Source organism: Streptomyces sp. NPDC007896 (genome assembly GCF_042959425.1).
In the GTDB taxonomy this organism is placed as follows: Bacteria; Actinomycetota; Actinomycetes; order Streptomycetales; family Streptomycetaceae; genus Streptomyces.
Map to the genome: position 1 here is coordinate 56,621 of NZ_JBIBKX010000012.1, position 19,817 is coordinate 76,437.

Genomic DNA, 19,817 nt, shown 5'->3' on the forward strand with positions numbered 1-19,817 from the left:
CTTGGTGCCCGTCTGGCTTGTCGATCAGCCCTTGATGCCCGTCTGCGCGACCCCCTGCACCAGCCAGCGCTGGAGGAAGAGGAAGACGAACACCAGGGGCAGGATGGAAATGGCGGTGGCCATGAAGATCAGGTGGAAGTTGACGACCTGGTTGGTCATGTACGAGGAGAGCGCGATCTGCACGGTCCAGGCGCTCGGGTCCTGGCCGATGACCAGCGGCCACAGGAAGGCGTTCCAGCCGCTGATGAAGGTGATGGTCGCGATCGCGGCGAAGAAGTTCAGGGAGTTCGGTACGACGATGCGCCAGTACGCGCCCCAGTAGCCGAGCCCGTCCACGCGCGCCGCCTCCTCCAGCTCCTTGGGGAACCCCAGGAAGTACTGCCGGAAGAGGAAGCAGGCGAAACCACTGAAGAGCACCGGAATGACGAGCCCGCGGTAACTGTCCACCCAGCCCAGCGAGGAGACCAGCACGAAGCTCGGGACGAAGGTGACGGCGGGCGGCACCATCAGGGTCCCCAGGACCATGTAGAAGATCTTGTTGGCGTGCTTGTACGGGATACGGGCCAGGCCGTAGCCGGCGAGCGAGCAGACCAGCAGGGTGCCCACGGTGATCAGGACGGCGACGACCGCCGAGTTGAACAGGGAACGGCCGAAATCGACCGTCGTGTCGTGGAACAGCTCGGTGAAGTTGCCCCACTGGGGGTTCGTGGGGAAGAACTTCCAGTTCTCGCCGGTGATTTCGGGGTCCGTCGACAGCGCGTTGCGGGCGATCAGATAGAAGGGGACCAGGAAGAGCAGGGCGGCGACGCCGATGGAGACGTACAGGCCGGTGTTGCCGATGACGCTGCCGCGCTTGATACGGCGTGGCTTGTCGACCGGAGTGACTGGAGGCACGGTGGCGGTCACTTGTCGTCACCCCTTCCGAAGCCCAGGAACTTGCCCTGCGCCAGTGTCACGATGAGGATCAGCAGGGTGAGGATCACCGCGCCCGCGCTGCCCTCGCCGTAGTCCTGGCTCTCGCCCAGCGCGGTGTAGTACAGCTCGACGAGCGGCGGCCGGCCCCAGGTCGTCTTCGCCAGCAGGTTGAAGAACTCGTCGAAGGCCTGGTAGGCGGCGATGACCAGCAGCAGGATCACCGCGGTCGAGGTGGCCCGCAGTTGCGGCAGGGTGATGTGGCGGAAGGTCTGCCAGCCGGGCTTGGCGCCGTCGATGGCGGCGGCCTCGTACAGCTCGGGCGGGATGTTCTGCAGCGCCGCGAGGAACAGGATCATGTAGAAACCGGCCTGCAGCCACAGCCGCAGCGTCACGATGACCAGCCAGTACCAGGGCGGATCGGGGTTGGCGAGCCAGGCGATGTTCTCGACGCCGAACCAGCCGAGGATCGTGTTCATCAGGCCGAAGCGGACACCGCTGAACACCGACATCTTCCAGATCAGCGCGGCGGCGACATAACTGCACGCGGTCGGCAGGAAGAAGACGGAGCGGAAGAACGCCTTCATGAAGCGCAGCCGGTTCACCAGCAGGGCGAGACCCAGCGACAGCGCCCAGGTGGCGGGCACGATGAAGACGGCGAACACGGTGAAGGTGACGAGCGAACCGGTGAATTTGCTGTCCTGCAGCATCTGCCAGTAGTTGTCGAAGCCGACGAACTTGCTCGGCGTCACCGTGAAGCGCGCCTCGAAGAAGCTCAGCCAGAGGCTCCAGCCGATCGGCACATAGACGAAGACCGTCAGGCCGATGAGGAAAGGGCTCGTGAAGAGCCAGAAGTTGAAGGTGCTGCTGCCCCGCAGCCCCCGCCGCGGCCCGGCCGGTGAGGCCTTGGCCGAGGCGGGGCGCGCGACACCGCGCGTGGTGGTGGTCGACATGTCGCTACCCGTCCGTCTGTCTCCGTCCCGGCCTATCCGAAGAGCTTCTTGAGCTCGCGGTTGACGGTGGTGTCGGCCTTGGAGAGCTCGGCCTCCGGGTCACCGTTCTTGCGGACGCAGTTGGCGAAGACGTCCTCCAGCGCGGTGATCATGGCCTGGGTCCAGCCGATGTTGTCGAAGTGCCCGAAGTCGTTGAAGAGCTTGACGCCCTCGGCGGGCAGGCCCGTCTTGAGCTTGGTGGCGGACGCGGCGATCGAGGCGCGCGGCGGGATGTGGAAGCCGTACGACAGCGCGAAGTCCTCCTGGTACTTCTTCTGGTCGATCCACAGCCACTTCACGTACTCCTTGGCGAGGTCGACGTTCTTGCCCTTGGCGTTGACGAACATCGACCAGCCGCCGTTGACGACCGACTGCTTGCCGGAGTCGGTGACCTTCGGGAAGGGGAAGATCCCGAGGTCGTCGCCGAGCGCCTTCTGCATGACCGGCATGGCCCACATACCGCAGAACTGGATGGGGGTCAGACCCTGCACGATGGCGGAGGGGTCCCAGTAGTCGGTCGGGGCGTCGAGGAGAAGGTGGCCGCTGGTGAACAGCCGGCGCATCTTCTTGATGCCCTCCTTGACGCCCTCCGTGTGGTACGCGATCTGGTTCTTCGCGTCGAGGGTGTCGGCGCCGGACGACCAGATCAGCGGGTTGATGACGGCATGCAGGTCGTTGCCGATGAACAGGCCCTTGACCTTGCCGGTGGTGAGCTTCGCCGCGGCCTCGATCAGCTCGTCCAGCGTGGTCGGCGGCTGGATCTTCGCCTTCTCCAGCACGGACTTGCGGTAGAAGAAGAACTGCGGGTCGTCGATCATCCGGACGCCGTATATCTTCCCGTCCACCGTGTGCGAGGCGATGTCGGCCGGGTTGAAGTCGGACTTGACCGGATCGATGATGTCGCTCAGGTCCGCCACCTGACCGCTCTTGATGAGCTGGATCTGCGGGTGGAACTCGAACACGTCGGGGGCGTTGTCGGTGAGCAGCGCGGAGAAGAGCTTGCTCTCGTAGTCCGCGCTGGTGATCCACTGCGTGTTCACCGCGGCCTTGTCATAGCCCTTCGCGTACCGCTTGAGGGCGTCCTCGACGCCGGCCTCCCCGTACGCATGGAAGTACTGCTTGATGGACTTGCCCGAACTCCCGCCCCCGGACCGCCCGTTGTTGCTTCCACACGCGGCCAGCGGCCCCAGCGCGGCCAGCCCCGCGGCGGCCCGCAGGACGGATCGACGGTCCCAGTTGCTGCTCATTGCCGACATGGTGACGTCCTTGTCTCTTGTACGGCTGCGGCTCGAAATCGCTGTGCGGTGCGGGACGCTAACCTTCTGTTAAGGCTTCGGCAAGGGGTTGGACGAAGTCTGTTCGAAGCGTTGTCTGCGGTTCGGTGGGTCGAACAGGGGTGTGGGCAGGGCGAGTTGGCGGACGGTCGGCCCGGCGGCCCACGACCCCCTAGAGGGCGGTGCGGCGCGGGACGGTCCTGCCGCCGGCGGCCTTGTGGCCCACCGAGTTCAGGGCGCCCTCCAGGGCGAAGGTCGCGGCGCCCAGACAGACCGGGTCGGTGGGGATGGGGGAGAGGACGATCTCGGTGGCGGCCAGCGGCCGGCGCAGCGCGTGCCGGGCGACGGCCTCGCGCACCTCGCGCAGCAGCGGCTCGCCGAGTGTGGCGGCCACCCAGCTGCTGAGCACGACGACTTCGGGATTGAGGAGGTTGATCAGGTCCGCGATGCTCGCGCCGAGATAGCGGGCGGTGTCCCGGACGACTTGGAGCGCCGCCGGGTCGCCGGCGGCGACCCCGTGGGACAGGGCGTCGATGGTGGCGGTCTGGTCGTCGGGATGCAGCAGCGGGCTGTCCGGGCTCGACTCCCGCAGGTTCCGCATGATTCCGGGTGCCCCGACGTACGTCTCCACACAGCCGTGGTTGCCGCAGTGACACGGCCGCCCGTCAAGCACCAGCGTCGTATGGCCCCATTCGCCCGCGCTGTTGCTCACCCCGCGGTGCAGCCCGCCGCCGAGCGCGAGCCCGGCGCCGACCCCTGTGCCCAGGTTGACGACGACGGCGTCCCCGCGGCCGCGGGCCGCGCCGAACCACAGCTCGGCGACCGCGCAGGCGCGCAGCGGGTTGTCGAGGTGGAGGGGGTAGGCGATGTGCTCGGCCAGCAGGTCGAGCAGCGGCACGTCGTGCCAGTCCCAGTTCGGCGCGTACTCGGAGATGCCGGTGTCGCGGTCCACCTGGCCCGGCACGCTGACCCCGACGCCCAGGACGCGCGCGCCCTCGATCCCGGCCTGCGTGACCACCGAGCCGACGGCCGCGGCGACATGCCCGACGACCTGCTCCGGGCGGCTCTCGCCGGGGCGCATGTCCTCGGCGGCGCGGGCGAGCACGTTCAGAGCGAGGTCGAACAGCTCCACGCGGACGTATGTCTCCGCGATGTCGACGCCGATCAACGCGCCCCCCGACGCGTTGACGGCCACGAGTCCCCGGGGGCGGCCCCCCGCGGAGTCCTCGAACCCGACCTCGGTCAGCATCCCGAGGTCGAGCAGTTCACCGATGAGCGTGGCGACCGTGGCCAGGCTCAGCCCGGTGGCCGCCGCCAACTCCTGTCGTGAGGTGGGGGACGCGGCGATGATCTGACGCAGCACCTCATAGCGGTTCGCGGTGCGGATGTCGCGCGACGTCCGCTTCGCCTGCTTGGCCACCTCGGTCCTCCGTACCGCACAGCGGGGCAGCTGCACGCGCCAAGCCCCACTCGCCAGCGTCGATGAGGCACCGCCCGTTTCCTGCGACCTGATCCGCCGGACAGGCCCTCGGCGGTCCCGGCGCGCCGCAAGGCTATGGCCTGGCGAGGAGGTTCGACAAGGGGTTAGGAAAGGGGCTGAACAAAGTCCCGCACGAAGGGGTTGGTGAACTTGCCGGCCGGGTCCATGGTTTCGGCCAGGGCCCTGAAGTCGTCACGTCGCGGATAGCGCCCGCGCAGCACCTCCCCGGGCGTGGTGAACACCTTGCCCCAGTGCGGCCGGGGGTCGAAGGGCTCCAACGCCTCCTCGACCCGGCGCACCACCGGCAGGACGGCCGCCGTGTCCTCGACCCAGGTGAAGTGCAGGGCCACGGTGTCCCGACCGTAGGCGGGGCTCAGCCACTGCCGGTCGGCGGCCACGGTGCGCACCTCGCAGATCTGGAGCAGCGGCGCGATGTGCTCGCGGATCGCGTCGAGGGCGCCCAGCGCCGCGAGCGCGTGCGGGCGCGGCAGCAGGTACTCCGACTGCAGCTCGGCCCCGCTGCTCGGGGTGAACTCCGCCCGGAAGTGCGGCAGCCGCTCGTGCCACGGTCCGGGCACTGCGAACTGCTGCGTGCAGTTCTCCGCGGGCATGCCCGGCACGGGGTGCATCGCCTCGGTGGCGGGCGCGGCCCAGGGGAAGTCCGGCAGCGGCTGGTCGGTGCGGCGCTTGAGCCACACCTGCCGGAAGCCCGGACGCCCCCAGTCGGTGAAGAGACTCACGCTGTACGCCGTCGCCGCCACCGTCTCGAAGTCGAGCCCCGCGAGGGGGAGTTCGGTGAAGACGTGCTGGCTCACCTCGAAGTCCGGTTCCAGGTCGAGGGTGAGGGCGGTGACGACACCGAGTGCACCGAGGGAGGTCACGGCGCCGTCGAAGCGGGTGTCGTCGCGGCCGATCGTGACGGTCGAGCCGTCCGCCGTGACGATCTCGACCTCGCGCACGGCGGAGGCGAGGGAGCCGTTCGTGACGCCCGAGCCGTGGGTGCCGGTCGCCACCGAGCCCGCCACGGAGATGTGCGGGAGGGAGGCCATGTTGTGCAGGGCGAACCCGTGCTCGTGCACCTGGCGGGCGAGTTCGGCGTACCGGACGCCGCCCGCGACCCGTACCGTACGGGCGGTCGAGTCGACGTCCACGGTCGGGGGCAGCGCGGTGAGCGAGACCAGTACGCCGTCGTCGCCGGGCTCGGCGATCTTGTTGAACGAGTGCCCGCTGCCGAGGACGCGGACGCGTGCGCTCTGCGCGACGAGCGCCGCGAGGGCGTCGTGCGTGTGCGGGCGGTGCAGTTCCTTGGCGGTGTACGTGATGTTGCCGGCCCAGTTGGTCAGGGTCTGTGTCATCCCTGTCGTCCCTCCCCGGGAAGTCGCCGTGCGCGGCCGTGCGGTGGCCACTGCTGGAAACTACCTCGGGAGTCCGTCGGTCCGGTGTTCCGGCCCTGGCCACGCTCATCGTGGCGGTCCCACCCACGGCCTCTGTCGCGCGGCGACACCCAACGGTTACGGTAGAGAGCGCTTGCTGTTGCCGCGTCCGTAGTCACCGAGCCGGAGGGTTGACTCCTTGCCCGAGCGTCCCGTGGCGATGTTCGCCATGTCCGCCGAGAACGTGCCGCAGGTCTTTCCGCCCGAGGTCATGGCCCGACTGCGCGAGGTGGTGGACATCGATCCCGCGCTGGTGGCCGAGGACTTCTCGGAACCTCGTGTCCGCGAGGCGCTCGGTGGGACGGAGATCCTGATCACCGGCTGGGGTTGCCCGCGGCTGGATGCGGCCACGCTGGACGCGGCGCCGAAACTGCGTGCCGTGCTGCACTCCGCGGGCTCGGCGAAGGGCTTCACCACACCGGCGGTCTGGGACCGCGGCCTCCTGGTGTCCTCGGCCGCCGATGCCAACGCGCTGCCCGTGGCCGAGTACACCCTCGCCATGATCCTTCTCGCCGGCAAGGACCTCTTCGCCCACCGCGACCGCCTGCGCGCGCGGCGCTCCCCGCCCGGCTGGGCCCTCGTTCCCGGCATCGGCAACTACGGCCGCCGCGTGGGCGTCATCGGAGCGTCCCGCATCGGCCGCCGCGTGATCGAACTGCTGCGCCCCTTCGATCTGAGGGTGAGCCTCACCGACCCGTACGTCGACGAGGCCGGGGCGGCCGAGCTGGGGGTTCCGCTCCTCCCGCTCGACGACCTGCTCGCCACCAGCGACATCGTCACCGTCCACGCCCCTCAGACGCCCGCGACCCGGCACCTGCTCGGCCGTCGTGAGCTCGGTCTGATGCCGGCCGGGTCGGTTCTCATCAACACCGCGCGGGGTGCGCTCGTCGACCATGACGCGCTGATCGAGGAGCTGCGGGCCGAGCGGGTGAGCGCGATCCTCGACGTCACCGACCCCGAGCCACTGCCGCCCGATTCCCCTCTCTACGACCTCCCCAACGCCTTCATCACCCCCCACCTCGCCGGCTCCCAGGGCAACGAACTCACCCGCCTGGGCCTCACGGTCCTCTCGGAGGCGGAGCGGGTTGCTGTGGGGGAGGGGTTGGAGTTCGGGGTGGATGTGGGGGTGTTGGAGCGGGGGGCGTGACGTGGATGTGGGGGTGTGGGGACGGGGTGTGACGTGGACGCGGGGGTGTTGGAACGGGGCGTGACGTGGACGCGGGGGTGTTGGAACGGGGCGTGACGTGGACGCCGGGTTCTCCTCGCCCCCGCCGCCCCTACCCGTCCCATCCCCAGGGGGCTGCGCCCCTGGCCCCCGCTCGGGGCTGCGCCCCCGACCTCCGCTCGGGGCTGTGCCCCCGGCCCCCGTTCGGGGCTGTGCCCGTGGGGTCTCGTCTGGGGCTGTGCCCCGGGCCTCCGTTCGGGGCTGCGCCCCCAACCCCGCCCGGGGCTTCGCCCGTGGGACCCCGCCGGGGGCTGCGCTCCGGGCCTGTTCTCGGGGCTGTGCCCCCGACCTCAACCCGGGGCTCCGCCCCGAGCTCGCTCTAGGGGCTCTGCGCCGGACCAGCCCCGGACCAGCTCCCCTTGGACCAGCTCCCTTTGGACCAGCCCCCCTTGGACCAGCCCCCCTCGGACCAGCCCCCGGACCAGCGTTGAGGGCTGCGCCCCGGACCCGACCCGGGGCTGCGCCCCGGACCCCGCGCTGCCGCTCGACGTGGCTCCTCCCGTGTGCGTCGCGCGCCGCGAGGGGACCCGGCACGGCTGACGCGCGGGCGGGGGCATACCGTGAGGAGTCGAGCACGGAGACTTGAACGAGTCGGGAACGGGTCGGGAGCGAGGAGAACGGGATGGTCGGCAGCCGCACCGCGTTGGTCGAGGATCTGATGGAGCGGTTCCCGCACGTACCGAGGGAGGCCGTCTTCAAGGAGGACCTGCTCCGCGGAGGTGTGGCCTTCGACGAGTCGGCGCTCTCCGACAACGAGGACGGTGACGTCAAGCCGAAGTCGTACTTCATCTTCTCCTTCGACCACGGCACCCTGCCCGAGCTCGGCGAGGCCGCGCTGCGTCGCCCGCCCGAGGAGATCATCCTCACGGGTGGGCCGTACGACCTGCGGCGGACCGTGGTGTCCGTGCGGGTCAATCCCGCCTCGCCCTATCGCGTCGCCGCGGACGACGAAGGCATGCTCGGGCTCTACCTCGACGGGAAGCGCATCGCCGACGTCGGCGTGCCGCCGATGCCCGAGTACTACCGGCACACGCTCTCCAACGGGAAGTCCGTGATGGAGGTCGCTCCCACTATCCAGTGGGGCTATCTGATCTACCTCACCGTCTTCCGGGTCTGCCAGTACTTCGGCGCCAAGGAGGAGTGCCAGTACTGCGACATCAACCACAACTGGCGCCAGCACAAGGCGGCGGGGCGCCCGTACACCGGGGTGAAGGACGTCGAGGAGGTCCTGGAAGCCCTGGAGATCATCGACCGGTACGACACGGCGAAGGTCTCCACCGCGTACACCCTCACCGGCGGCGCGATCACCTCGAAGCTGCAGGGGCGCGACGAGGCCGACTTCTACGGGCACTACGCCAAGGCCATCGAGGAGCGCTTCCCGGGGCGCTGGATCGGCAAGGTCGTCGCGCAGGCGCTGCCGCGCGACGACGTACAGCGGTTCAAGGACTACGGGGTGCAGATCTACCACCCCAACTACGAGGTGTGGGACCGGCGGCTCTTCGAGCTGTACTGCCCGGGCAAGGAGCGTTACGTCGGCCGCGACGAGTGGCACAAGCGCATCCTCGACTCCGCGGAGGTCTTCGGCGCGCGCAACGTGATCCCCAACTTCGTGGCGGGCGTGGAGATGGCGGAGCCGTTCGGCTTCACGACCGTCGACGAGGCCATCGCCTCCACCACCGAGGGGCTGCGCTTCTTCATGTCGCACGGCATCACGCCCCGCTTCACCACCTGGTGCCCGGAGCCCACGACCCCGCTCGGCAAGGCCAACCCCCAGGGCGCGCCGCTGGAGTACCACATCCGGCTGCTGGAGGCCTACCGTTCGACCATGGAGGACTTCGGGCTGTCCTCCCCGCCCGGATACGGCCCGCCCGGACCCGGCCACGCGGTCTTCTCGGTGAGCTCCTTCATGGACAGCCTCCCGGCGCGGGAACCCGCGGTGGCGGAAGCGGCCGGACCGAAGGTTCCGTAGAACCTCTTAAAAGTCGAGGGCGATCGAGACGTATCGGCCTCCCTTCCGTATCACCTTCCATACGGCGGGAGGGAGGCTGCGCGCGCTCGGACGAACGGCGCCGCAACCGCTTGCCACGCTAATTGAATACCTCGCTTGTCAGTTGTGTGGAAAGCGTGAAAGGCTCGGGCCCCGTCGTTGAGACGGCCTCAACTCCCTTGTACAGAGCGTGAGTTGACGATCACGTTGTTCAGACGTTTCTAGACGTTGCACCTGGAAGCAGTTGATGCAGGAGCCCCCCATGCCCGACCTGCCGACCCCCCAGAACGCCGCCGAGGCCGCGCTGCTCTCGGAGTGCTGGGACGCGGTCCTGTCCTACGCCGATCTGTGCACGTCCGGTTCGGCCGCGGCCACGCTGCTGGCGACCGAGGCGTTCACGCACGGCATCGACGAACTGCGCGCCGCCACCGCGGCATCGAAGAGTACCGGTACTGGACGCAGGGCACTCAGGCTGCCCCGCATTCCGCTGCTGCTGGCCTCGGTCCGCACCGTGGCCGGCGCCTGGGAGACGAACGGGCTCGGCCATCGGCTCGACCCCGACCTGCGCCTGTGGCTCCACTCCGACAAGGCCGCCCGCTACAGCGGACCGCCGCTGCACCGCCCGCTCGCGCTGCGCGGCCTCAGGGACATGCAGGAGCCGGACGCCGTTCTGCTGTGGCTGGCCGAGGTCGAGTCGCTGCCGCTGTCCGCGGTGGCCCGGCGGCTCGGTCTCGATCCGGCGGCGGCGTCCTCCGAACTCGCCCAGGTGCGGGCGCTGTTCCGGGACCGCTGCCACCGCAACCACATCGACACGCCGATGGACGCCTACTGCCGCAGCTACGCGCGGCTCCTCGACGCGGTCACCCGCTCGCCCACCGCCGAGACACCCGAGGACCTCTCCCGGCACCTGGCGCGCTGCGTCGAGTGCGCGGAGGCCGCCGCCTGTCTGCGGCTGCACGGCGGCGGGCTGCCCGCGGCGCTCTCCAGCGGTGTGATCGGCTGGGGCGGCCTCGCGTATCTCGAACGACGGCGCAGGGCCGCCGAGGCCGGCATGATCGGCGGACGCACGGACGCGGCGGTGGACACGGGGCTGAACGAGGGCAAGCCGGTCCGGCCCCGGATCGGCCGGACCGGGATCCTGGTCACGGCCGTCCTCGTGTCCGCACTGGCCCTCACGGTCTCGTTGATGCCCTTCGGCGGCTCGAAGGGCGGCGGCGTGAGCGCCGCGCAGGGCGAGTCGACGGACGGGCAGTCCGTGGCGGACCCGGGCCCCTCCTTCCCCTCGGGGTCGGAATCGGAATCGGGGTCAGGGGCGGGGTCGGGGTCGAGGTCGGCGGGCTCGCCCGCGGTGGCGGACTCGACCTCACGTCCGGCGGGCAACTCCGATCCGGAGGCCCAGGGCGAGTCCTCGTCGCCCGCCGGGAAGCAGGGCGGGGCGAAAGGCGGGGCGAAGGGCTCCACGAAGAGCGCCTCGCCCGACTGCCGGGTGAAGTACGAGATCGTCAGCGAGTGGCCGGACGGCTTCCAGGCCACCGTCACCGTCACCTCCACCAAGGCCCTCGCCACCTGGAGCCTCGGCTGGACCTTCAAGGACGGCCAGCACGTGGGCCAGATGTGGGACGCCACCTTCACCCAGAACGACTCCCACGTCACGGCCACCGCCGCCGACTACAACAAGACCGTCGCCGCGAACGGCACCTTCACCTTCGGTTTCCTCGGTTCCTGGACCGGCTCCAACTCGCCCGCGCGCGACTTCACCCTCAACACGGCCAGTTGCCAGGCCGCCGGCTGAGTACCGGCCGACCGGTGTGACGCGCGAAGAGCCGGTGTGACGCGCGAAGAATCGGTGTGACGCGCGCAGAAGCAGACACCGTCCCCTCACCCCGTCACCACCTCGCCAGCACCCCTCCGGCGGCGGAAACCTGATTTTCCGCCAAGTCCGCCGCCCTGGCCGGTCCCCTCATCGACGGGGCCGGCCGTTCGAGCGCCGGTCCTGACCTCAAGGTCGTCGGTGGGGCGGGAGTCGGGGCGGACGGTTCGGCCGCGGTCACCGGTGGTGGGGGGCGTCACGGGGGACGGTCCCCCCGGGCGACCCACCTGGCACTTCGGCACTTACCGACCAGTACTGCCGATCTGGCGTAATTCACTCGCCTCAATGCTTCGCTCTGCCACCATCAACGCCTCTGAAAAGTCAGGCTGCATGATTGCGGCGGGGGGCGTGGCCATGGGACTGCTCGGCAATGAGCTGGCTTTCGCGCGCGCTCTGACCGCTCAGGAGCGCGAGAGCGTGATGGCGCTCGGCAGCCGGAAGCATTACGCGGCCGATGCCCATCTTCTGACGGAAGGCGACCGGTCCAGTCACGTCCTGATCATCATTCAGGGCTGGGTGACCGTTTCCGTGGTGACGGACCGGGGCGCCACCCGGCTGATACTCGGGTTGCGGGGTCCCGGTGAACTGCTCGGCGAGATGGCCGCCCTGGACCCGCATCCCCGCAGCGCCACCGTGCGCGCGCTGGGCCCGACCGAGACCCAGGTCATATCCGGGGACGCGTTCCGCCGTTTCCTCGCCCTGCACCCCCGCGTCAGCGGTCTGGTGATACGCCAGCTCACCTTCCGGCTGCGCAGCGCCGACCAGGAGCGGTCCGCGCTCGCCTCGCTCACCGTGCTGCAGCGGCTGGCCAGCCGGCTCACCGAACTGTCGAGAGCCGAGCCCTCCGGCCCCTACAACCCGGCCGTACCGGGCGTCACGCACACGGGCACCGTCGTCCAGCTGGCCCAGGACGAACTGGCCGCCACCATCGGAGCCACCCGGGAAGCCGTCGCCAAGGCACTGAAGCTGCTGCGCACCCAGCACGTCGTGCGCACCGGCAACCGGATGGTGGAGATCCTCGACCCCGAGCTGCTCGCCCTCCTCGCGGACGGTCATCAGGAGTAGACCCACGCCTTGTCGTAACCCACGCCTCGTCGTGTGTAAACGGCTACAGACGGCCTTCGTCCCGGGCCCGACGCTGAGGGGGACGGCAAGTGGAGAGAACAAGGGGGCACGGGGTGGACCACGACGCGATGGATCTCACCGAAGCACGCTACGAGTTGGTGATCAGCGTCGACGCCCGGCGTTCCGGGGAGTACGACGACGTCGACAAACAGCGCATGCGCGAGCGGATCTACCGGGTGCTGGAAGCGGCTTTCACCCACGCCAAGGTGGCGCGGGACGCGGTGCACATGGAGGACCGCGGCGACGGTGTGCTGCTGTCGGTGGCCGGCCGGATCGCGGTGACCCGGCTGCTCGGCCTGTGGATGGTCGAGGTGCACGAGAATCTGCGGGACGAGAACCGCGGCCTGCGCGTCCCCCTCGGGCTTCGGGTGGGCATGCACGTCGGGCCTGTCCGGCACGACGGCCGGGGCATCATCGGGCGCGCGGTCGACCTCGCGTGCCGGCTGGCCGACTCGCCCCTCGCCCGGCGACTGCTGGACGCCGAGCGGGCCGACCTCGTGCTGGTGACCTCCCAGTCGCTCTACGAGGACGTGGTCAGCAGCGGCGGCAAGTTCATCGAGCCCGCGCACTATTCCTGCGCCCGCCTGGAGCTCAAGGAGGGTGAGGTCACCGCCTGGTTCCACCTCCCCGGCCGACCCGCTCCCGAGATCCCCGCCGCCGCACCGGCAGCACCGGACGCCGACCGTGCCGATGACGTCGATGACACCCGTGACGTCGATGACACCCGTGATGTCAATGAAGCCCGTGGTGGCGATGACGTCCGTGACGTCGATGCCCCCCATGGCGCCGACGGCGAGGACCGGGCCGACGGCCCCGGTGCCCGGTACACCGTCCACGGCGACATGTCGCAGCACAGCGACAACGTCTACCAGCAGCCCGTGCACATCGGGCGGATCACCGGCGACGCCGACCGACGGAAGGGCTGATCGCGGTGACCGACGATCAGCAGGCGGGCGGCGCCGCCGAGCCCGCACCCCAGAAGGGGGCCGACGCCCGTTCGCCCGAGGCCGACGGGAAGGCCAGGAACGACCAGCCCCGTGCCGACGAGGGCAAGGCCGGCGGCGACGAGGGTGCCGCCGGGAACGACGCCCCGGAAGAGGGCGACGTCAAGAAGGACCAGGAGAAGAAGCAGGAGGAGGAACGCGAGCGCGCCGCGGGGCGGTTCAAGGAGCACACCCGCGACCCGCTGGCCGAGGAGCAGGGCGAGGACGGGACCACCGACCTCGCCGCCGCCTCACGGGCCCGCCGGGCCACCCGGATGCTGTTCGACACCGGCCGGGACCTGAACAGCTTCGACCGCTCGTACTTCCAGAGCGCCCACATCGGCGACATCCACCTGCGGATGGACGCCCGCCACTCCGGTGCTCGGATGCGCAGCGGACCCGTGCCCGACGAGGAACTGCGCAGGCTCCGCCGCGTCCATGTGGAACCGCGGGGATACGTACAGCTGCGCAAGGCCCTCGGCACCCGTCGGCTGCTGGTGCTCGTCGCCGCCCCCGGCACCGGACGCACCAGCACCGCACTCTCACTCCTCGACGAGGTCACCGGCCCCGCGGCGGACGCCACGGGCACGGAGCCCGGAGCCGGATCCCGAGTGCGCCGGGTCGACCCGGACGGTGGAGTGAGGGAGTTGGCGGGCTCCCTGGCCGGCGAGGGCGAGGAGGCGCGGCGCGGCACCGGGTACCTGCTGGAGCTCTCCCTCACCGGTCCCGTTGCGCTGCCGCCGGACGAGATGGACCTCGACGGGCTCGCCGCGGCCTTGGCCCGGTGCGATTCGTACGCGGTGGTCGTCGTCACGGTCGGGTCGGCGGCCAACCCGCTGCTGGCCGGGCGGTACGGCAGGCTCTGCCCTCCCGCGCCCACCCAGGAGCTGCTCACCACCCGGTTACGGGAGCGGCTGGAGGAGCATGTCGCCGCCGCCCCGGACGCCGGTGTCCGGCTGGAGGAGCTGCTCGCAGGGGCGGAGGAACTGGCGGTCCGCCAGGACGTCAAGGACGCGGTCGGGCTGGAGGATCTGCGCCCCGCCGAGGCCGAGTTGCTCGCCTCGCTGCTGGCCGCGCACCAGCTGGGGGAGGTCTCCCGGGACGAGCTGCTGGCCGGTTGCCGCAGCCTCGCCGCCGACCAGGCCCAGGAGTGGTTCGCCGGGGTGGACCGGGCGCTGACGGCGCCGCCCGCCGAGCCGGAGGGCGGCGCGGGACGGCCGGGCACGGCGGCCCTGTTCCACCCGGTGGCGTTCCGTATCGCGCTCGCCGTACTGGGCGGCGCCTCGCACAGCGCCGTGGCCGCCGCCGCCCATCTGCTGACCTGGGAACTGTCCGTACAGTGCGATCCGGACCACACCCCGGCCCGCCCGCTGTTCTGCGACGACCCGGAAGCCGATCTCGCCCTCTCGCGCGCCGAACTGACGGACGGCCGGCTCGAGGTGGCCGGGACCGAGGTTCCGGCCCGGCTGATCTGGTACCGGGGTTCCGCGTTGCCTTCGGCGGTGCTGACCGAGATCTGGGACCGGCACTTCCCCGTCCGGGCACCGATCGTGCGCTGGCTGCGGCTGCTCGCGGACGATCCCCGCCCCCAGGTGTGGATGCGCGCCGCGGTGGCCGCCGGGGAGCTGTGCGCACGGGACTTCGACCACGGATACGCGGAGCTGATCCGGCCGCTCGCCGAGGCGGCCACGCCCCGCCGCAGGATCTTCGCGGCCACCACGCTGGACCAGGCGGCCGGTCACGCGTCGCACCGCAAGGCGGTGCGCAAGCTGGTCGACGACTGGAGCAGGTACGGGACGAAGTCGCTGCGCTGGACCGCGGCGATGGCGCTGGGTTACGGGAACGCCGCGGACACGACGGAAGACGCCCTGGACGCCCTGGCCCGGATCGGGGTCCGCGACGACGGGGAGCAGTTGGCGGTCGCCTCGTTCAACGCCGTACGGCTGCTGGCGCTCCCCGACGGTGCCAAGGTGCTGCGGCGGATGGCCGACTGGACCCACCACAAGCGCGAGGCGTACCAGGATCTCGGTCTGGTCACCTCCGTGCGGCTCGCCCTGACCTCGGTGGACGAGGTGCTGTCCGACGAGCCCGACTCCCCGTTGGCCGACCGCGCCGACTGGCCGCTGCCGCTCGCCCTCGCCGTCACCCGTCCCGAACTCGTGCTCCCCATGGCCGACTTGATGTGGACCGCGCTGAACACGGCGCGCTCGAAGGACGTGGCCCTGGACGCGCTGGAGTCCCTGCTGCGTTCGGCGGTGCGCAGGGACGGCGCCGAAGGGACCCGGCCGGGGCTGGCTGCGCTGCTGCCCGCGCTGGCGACCGAGCAGAACGACCGACGGCGGCTGGACTGGCTGCTGCGCCGAATGATGAACGATCCGGAGAATCCGCTCCCCGACGCGCAGGCGCGCTCCCTGTGGTGGCTCGCCGTCCCGCCGAAGGAGAGGACGGGCGAGGAGGACAGCCATGGCTGAGGACCAGGACGCGAGGGCGAAGGCGAGGGAGCGGCTGAGGGCGCGGAAGGCGGCCGCGGGGCCCGCGGGTCCCTTCCTGCGGGAGTACGCGCCGACGGGCGGGTTCCCGCAGGTGAGCGCCCAGAAGGCCTCGGTGCTGTTCTACCGCAACGGCGGCTACAGCGTGGTCACCGTCTCCGGTGTCCGGCACGTCGACAAACGGGCGCTGGCCCGGCCGTACACCGTCTGCGAGATCGCGCTCGGCACCTATGTGACGACGCTTCAGATGGAGCTGCCTGCCGCCGGCGGCACCACCTTCTTCAAGGCCGAGGTGGACATCCACTGGACGGTGACCGATCCCCATCTGGCCGCCACCGAGGTCGTCACCGACGTCGCCCAGCGGCTCACCGCCCCGGTGCTGGAGCGACTGCGCGAGGTGTCCTCGGCCTACCGGGTGACCCAGGCCGAACAGGCCGACCGCGCCATCACCCTGGAGTGCGCCGGCGGGCGCTGGGCCGAGCTGGGCACCGAACTCGGCCTGCGGGTGCGGCTGTACGTCCGCCTGCGGGTGGACGACCGGACGATCGAGCACATGGACGGCATCCGGGACGCGCACGCCTCGGCCGAGGTGACCCGGGTGCATCAGGCCGCGTTCCGCAAGATGCTGCAGGGCGGCGAGCTGGAACAGCTCAGCTACATGCTGGCGGCCGAGCCCGAGGCGGCCAAGGACTTCCTGGAGAAGATCCGCCAGGAGGGGCGGCAGGACGAGAAGGAACGTGTCGACCGGCTCTTCGCCATGGTCGCCAGCGGCCAGATCCAGTCCAACGACATGGAGACACAGGCCCTGAACCTCCTCAACCAGGGCCGCCACCCGCTCCAGGGGCCCATCGGCTCGCTGCCCGCCCGCCGCGAGACCCCGCAGCTGGCTCCGGCCGCCGACGAGCCGTTCACCCCGGACTGGGTGGCGGACGAACCGCCCTCCCGGGCGGACCGGGGGCCACGCGCGAGAGAGCCCTACCCAGGTGACCCCCAGGACACCGAACCCGAACCGCCGCGCCGCCGCGCGCGCTCCCGGGACGACGGATGGTCCTGGGCGGAGGAGGACCGGTGACCGGCGACGGCCCGGCGCGCACCTCCCCCGACCCGGTCGGGCCCGTGCCGGACGGGGGTCCGCACGGGTCCGACCGGGGCGAGCGCATCGCCGAACGACTGCTGAGCACGGTCAGGGAGGACCTCGGCCGCGCCGACGCGAAGGCGGCCGTACTGCTCTCCGGAACGCTGGCGCTGCCCGCGTTCCTGATCGGGCGGCACGGCCCGCCCGACTGGCGCGGGCTCGCCGACGTGACGCTGATCCTCGCGAGCGTGCTCTGGGTGGTCGCGGTGACCTCGCTGGTCGGGGCGCTCATGCCGCGCACCCGAACGGTCCGCGGCCGGGACGGGGTGACGTACTTCGGCGACCTGCTGGCCCCCCGCGACCTCGCGGGGCTGTCCGCCGACGTCACCGACGCCGGACGCGATCCCGCCGGATGGCTGCTCGTCCAGGCCGTGGACGTCAGCTCGATCCTGTCCGCCAAGTACCGCGCCATCCGCTGGGGAGTGGGCTCGCTCGCCCCTTCGACGGCGCTGGCCCTGGCCTGGAGCCTGACCGCCCGCTGACACGCGGCACAGCACGTAGACGACACAGAGACGAACCAAGGAACCAGGGGGACGGCCGTGGAAAGCATCACGGGAAGACGGCAGACAGGAAGGGGCCGGGTGCGCCGCGCCGCGGTCGGCGCGCTCGGCGGCATGGCGGTGCTCGTGTCCCTGCTGGCACCCGCCGGTCATGATCCGGTGCCGGCGGCGGATTCCGAACCCGCCTTCCCGGCGGTCAACTACTCCATCGCCGTGGACGAGTCCGCCAGCCTCGCGCCCGAGGACATGAAGGCCGAGAAGGCCGCCGCCGCACGCATCGCGCTCGGCGACGTCTCCTCGTCCTCCCACGCCACCGTCTTCGGGTTCGCCGCCGCCGAGTCCGGCGCACAGCGCGCGGTGGACCCGGTCTGCCCGCGCACCACGCTGGACGCGGCGGGCCGCGAGACGATCGGCACCTGTGTCGGCAAGCTGCGCAGCCGCACGAAGAACGAGGGCACCGGCACCGACTTCCCGAGCGCGATACGCCAGGGAGTCCACGACCTCACCACCGGCACCGATGCTTCGGGGCCCCGCGTGCTGTTCCTGCTCACCGACGGAAAGCTGGACGTCCAGGACAGCCCCAAGTACGGCGACCCCGCGCACCGCAAGGACGAGGGCGAACGGCAGCTGACGCAGGAGCTCGAGAACGCCGCCGCCCAGCACGTACAGATCTGGCCGCTCGGCTTCGGACCCGACCCGGACAAGGCGCAGCTCGACCGGATCGCCGCCGGCGGATACCAGAAGGGCTGCGTCGAACTGCCCTCCGCCCGCCCGAGCGCGGGCAAGGTCTCCGGGGCCAAGGACGTCGGCCCCATGCTGGAGAAGATCTTCGCCGCCGCCCACTGCCTGCGCCACGAACAGGGCCCCAGCAAGCGGCCGCCCGCCACCCTGGAGATCGGCATCTCCCCGCTGGCGACCGTGGGCAGCATCGTCGTCGACAAGGGCGACCCCCAGGTGAAGATCACCTACCTCGACCCCAACGGCCACCAGGTCCCCACCACGGGGACGTACCGCAAGTCGAGTTTCGAGCTGGCGGGCGGCAGCGGCACGGTCGAGGCGCTGAAGATCGTCGACCCGGTGCCCGGCACCTGGCGCGTGAAGGCCGAGGCCCCGGAGGGCCACCGCTCCGTGCCCGTCGCCGTCAGCGTGCTGTGGCAGGGCGAGTTGCGCGGCGCCATCACCATGGACCCGCCGTCCCCGCAGGCCGGCGAGAAGGTCACGGTGACCATGCGCCTGCAGACCCGCGAGGGCTACGAGATCAAGGACGCGCGCGACTACGAGGGGCTGCGCGTCCGCAGTGAACTGACCGGCGACGGGTTCGACCCGCTGGCGCTGCGCCTCACCGACGACGGCCAGGGGGCCGACTCCAAGGCGAGCGACGGCTCCTTCACCGGTTCCGTCGAGATCCCCAAGAGCGCCGACGGGGCACTGAAGGTGAGCGGCACGCTGACGGCCTCGGGGCTGAGCGCCGACACCCGCAGCGAGGGCGGCCAGATCGCGCCCGGCGCACTCCCCGTCACCACCGCGCTCGAACTGCCCACCGCGAACACCCACCCCGGCTCCACCGTCACCGGCACGCTGGCCGTCCACAACACCAGCGACACCGCACACACCCTGCGGCTGTCCGTCGCCGACCTCAAGTCCGGGCTGCTCACGGTCACCCCGGCCGAGATCCAGGTGAAGCCCGGCGAGTCCGGCACCAGGAAGGTCACGGTCGAGGTCGCCCCCCGCGACGTCTTCGGCGACCGCCTCGGCGACGGCGGACTGCGACTCGGCGGCACCGTCACGGTCGTCGACACCACCGACCACGACCGGACGCTGGTGCGCGCCCCGCTCTCGGTGCGGGTGACACCCGAGCCGGGCATCTGGGCGAAGTACTGGTGGGCGTTCGTGTCCGCCGCCGCACTGATCGCGCTGGTCACCGCGGCGGTCCTCGCCTGGCTGCGCCAGCGCCGCACTCGCAGGGACCCGTTCGGCCTGGTGCTGCGGCTGGTCTCGGCGGAGGGCGACGTCCTCGGCGAGCACCTCGCCGGACACGGACACAAGCAGTGGTACGAGTTCGCCGTCGCCGAACCCCACCGCAGCCCGCGCATCGAGCGGCGCGCCCACGGCCCGTACGCCGTCCAGCGCAGCCCCGAGGGCGGAGCGGTCCTGCGCAAGCGCGGCGGCGGCCGGACCCCGCTGCCCGCCCGCGGCCAGGTCCAGCTGACCGACACGCTGAGCCTGGCCCTGGGCGAGGACACCCGCGCCTCGAAGGTCCGCCGACCGCGGCCCTCCGCGCGGACGACCGCGGGCTCCACCACCTCCGCGACCGGTACCGGCGAGAGCGGGAGCTCGTACGGGTCGTACCTGTGACGCCAGGGGGCGGGCCCCAGGCGCCACCGGGCCGCCCCCACGCACCGCAGCGCGGCC

14 protein-coding genes are annotated in these 19,817 nt (G+C 71.1%); 9 read left to right on the forward strand and 5 right to left on the reverse strand.

What is annotated here, in order from left to right; genetic code table 11:
- Positions 1–24: 24 nt before the first annotated feature.
- From ACFZDJ_RS33635 to ACFZDJ_RS33655, 5 genes are all read right to left on the reverse strand, one after another.
- On the reverse strand, positions 25–906 hold the full coding sequence (locus ACFZDJ_RS33635; protein ID WP_391064494.1) for an ABC transporter permease subunit: 882 nt from the start codon (positions 904–906) through the stop codon (positions 25–27).
- On the reverse strand, positions 903–1,865 hold the full coding sequence (locus ACFZDJ_RS33640; protein ID WP_390934549.1) for an ABC transporter permease subunit: 963 nt from the start codon (positions 1,863–1,865) through the stop codon (positions 903–905). Before ACFZDJ_RS33640 ends, ACFZDJ_RS33635 begins: the two co-directional genes overlap by 4 nt.
- Positions 1,866–1,897: 32 nt before the next feature.
- Positions 1,898–3,160 (reverse strand): extracellular solute-binding protein, encoded by a 1,263-nt coding sequence (locus ACFZDJ_RS33645; protein ID WP_101401625.1) that lies wholly within the window; start codon positions 3,158–3,160, stop codon positions 1,898–1,900.
- Positions 3,161–3,350: 190 nt separating this feature from the next.
- Entirely contained in the window at positions 3,351–4,598 is a 1,248-nt protein-coding gene (locus ACFZDJ_RS33650) for an ROK family protein (RefSeq protein WP_391064499.1), read from the reverse strand.
- 164 nt (positions 4,599–4,762) lie between these two features.
- Positions 4,763–6,013: an FAD-binding protein gene (locus ACFZDJ_RS33655; RefSeq protein ID WP_390934547.1), complete on the reverse strand. Its 1,251-nt coding sequence runs from the start codon at positions 6,011–6,013 to the stop codon at positions 4,763–4,765.
- A gap of 217 nt (positions 6,014–6,230) precedes the next feature.
- On the opposite strand from ACFZDJ_RS33655, the gene ACFZDJ_RS33660 reads away from it, so the two are divergent.
- The 9 genes from ACFZDJ_RS33660 to ACFZDJ_RS33700 all read left to right on the forward strand — a co-directional run bounded on the left by ACFZDJ_RS33660 (position 6,231) and on the right by ACFZDJ_RS33700 (position 19,760).
- Positions 6,231–7,238 carry an NAD(P)-dependent oxidoreductase gene (locus ACFZDJ_RS33660; RefSeq protein WP_391064502.1) on the forward strand — a complete coding sequence of 336 codons (1,008 nt, stop codon included), beginning with the start codon at positions 6,231–6,233 and terminating at the stop codon, positions 7,236–7,238.
- A gap of 700 nt (positions 7,239–7,938) precedes the next feature.
- Entirely contained in the window at positions 7,939–9,285 is a 1,347-nt protein-coding gene (locus ACFZDJ_RS33665; protein ID WP_168512375.1) for a radical SAM protein, read from the forward strand.
- Between the two features lie 280 nt (positions 9,286–9,565).
- Positions 9,566–11,095, forward strand: a complete 1,530-nt coding sequence (locus ACFZDJ_RS33670) for a cellulose binding domain-containing protein (protein WP_391064506.1) — start codon at positions 9,566–9,568, stop codon at positions 11,093–11,095.
- A 432-nt stretch (positions 11,096–11,527) separates the two neighbouring features.
- Entirely contained in the window at positions 11,528–12,238 is a 711-nt protein-coding gene (locus tag ACFZDJ_RS33675; protein WP_101403846.1) for a Crp/Fnr family transcriptional regulator, read from the forward strand.
- A 113-nt stretch (positions 12,239–12,351) separates the two neighbouring features.
- Positions 12,352–13,224 (forward strand): hypothetical protein, encoded by an 873-nt coding sequence (locus tag ACFZDJ_RS33680; protein ID WP_391064509.1) that lies wholly within the window; start codon positions 12,352–12,354, stop codon positions 13,222–13,224.
- Positions 13,225–13,229: 5 nt separating this feature from the next.
- On the forward strand, positions 13,230–15,752 hold the full coding sequence (locus tag ACFZDJ_RS33685; protein ID WP_391064513.1) for a hypothetical protein: 2,523 nt from the start codon (positions 13,230–13,232) through the stop codon (positions 15,750–15,752).
- Positions 15,745–16,842 carry a hypothetical protein gene (locus ACFZDJ_RS33690; protein WP_391064516.1) on the forward strand — a complete coding sequence of 366 codons (1,098 nt, stop codon included), beginning with the start codon at positions 15,745–15,747 and terminating at the stop codon, positions 16,840–16,842. Before ACFZDJ_RS33685 ends, ACFZDJ_RS33690 begins: the two co-directional genes overlap by 8 nt.
- Positions 16,839–17,387 carry a Pycsar system effector family protein gene (locus ACFZDJ_RS33695; RefSeq protein ID WP_390934541.1) on the forward strand — a complete coding sequence of 183 codons (549 nt, stop codon included), beginning with the start codon at positions 16,839–16,841 and terminating at the stop codon, positions 17,385–17,387. Before ACFZDJ_RS33690 ends, ACFZDJ_RS33695 begins: the two co-directional genes overlap by 4 nt.
- 99 nt (positions 17,388–17,486) lie before the next feature.
- Positions 17,487–19,760, forward strand: a complete 2,274-nt coding sequence (locus ACFZDJ_RS33700) for a VWA domain-containing protein (RefSeq protein ID WP_391064519.1) — start codon at positions 17,487–17,489, stop codon at positions 19,758–19,760.
- Positions 19,761–19,817 lie beyond the last annotated feature (57 nt).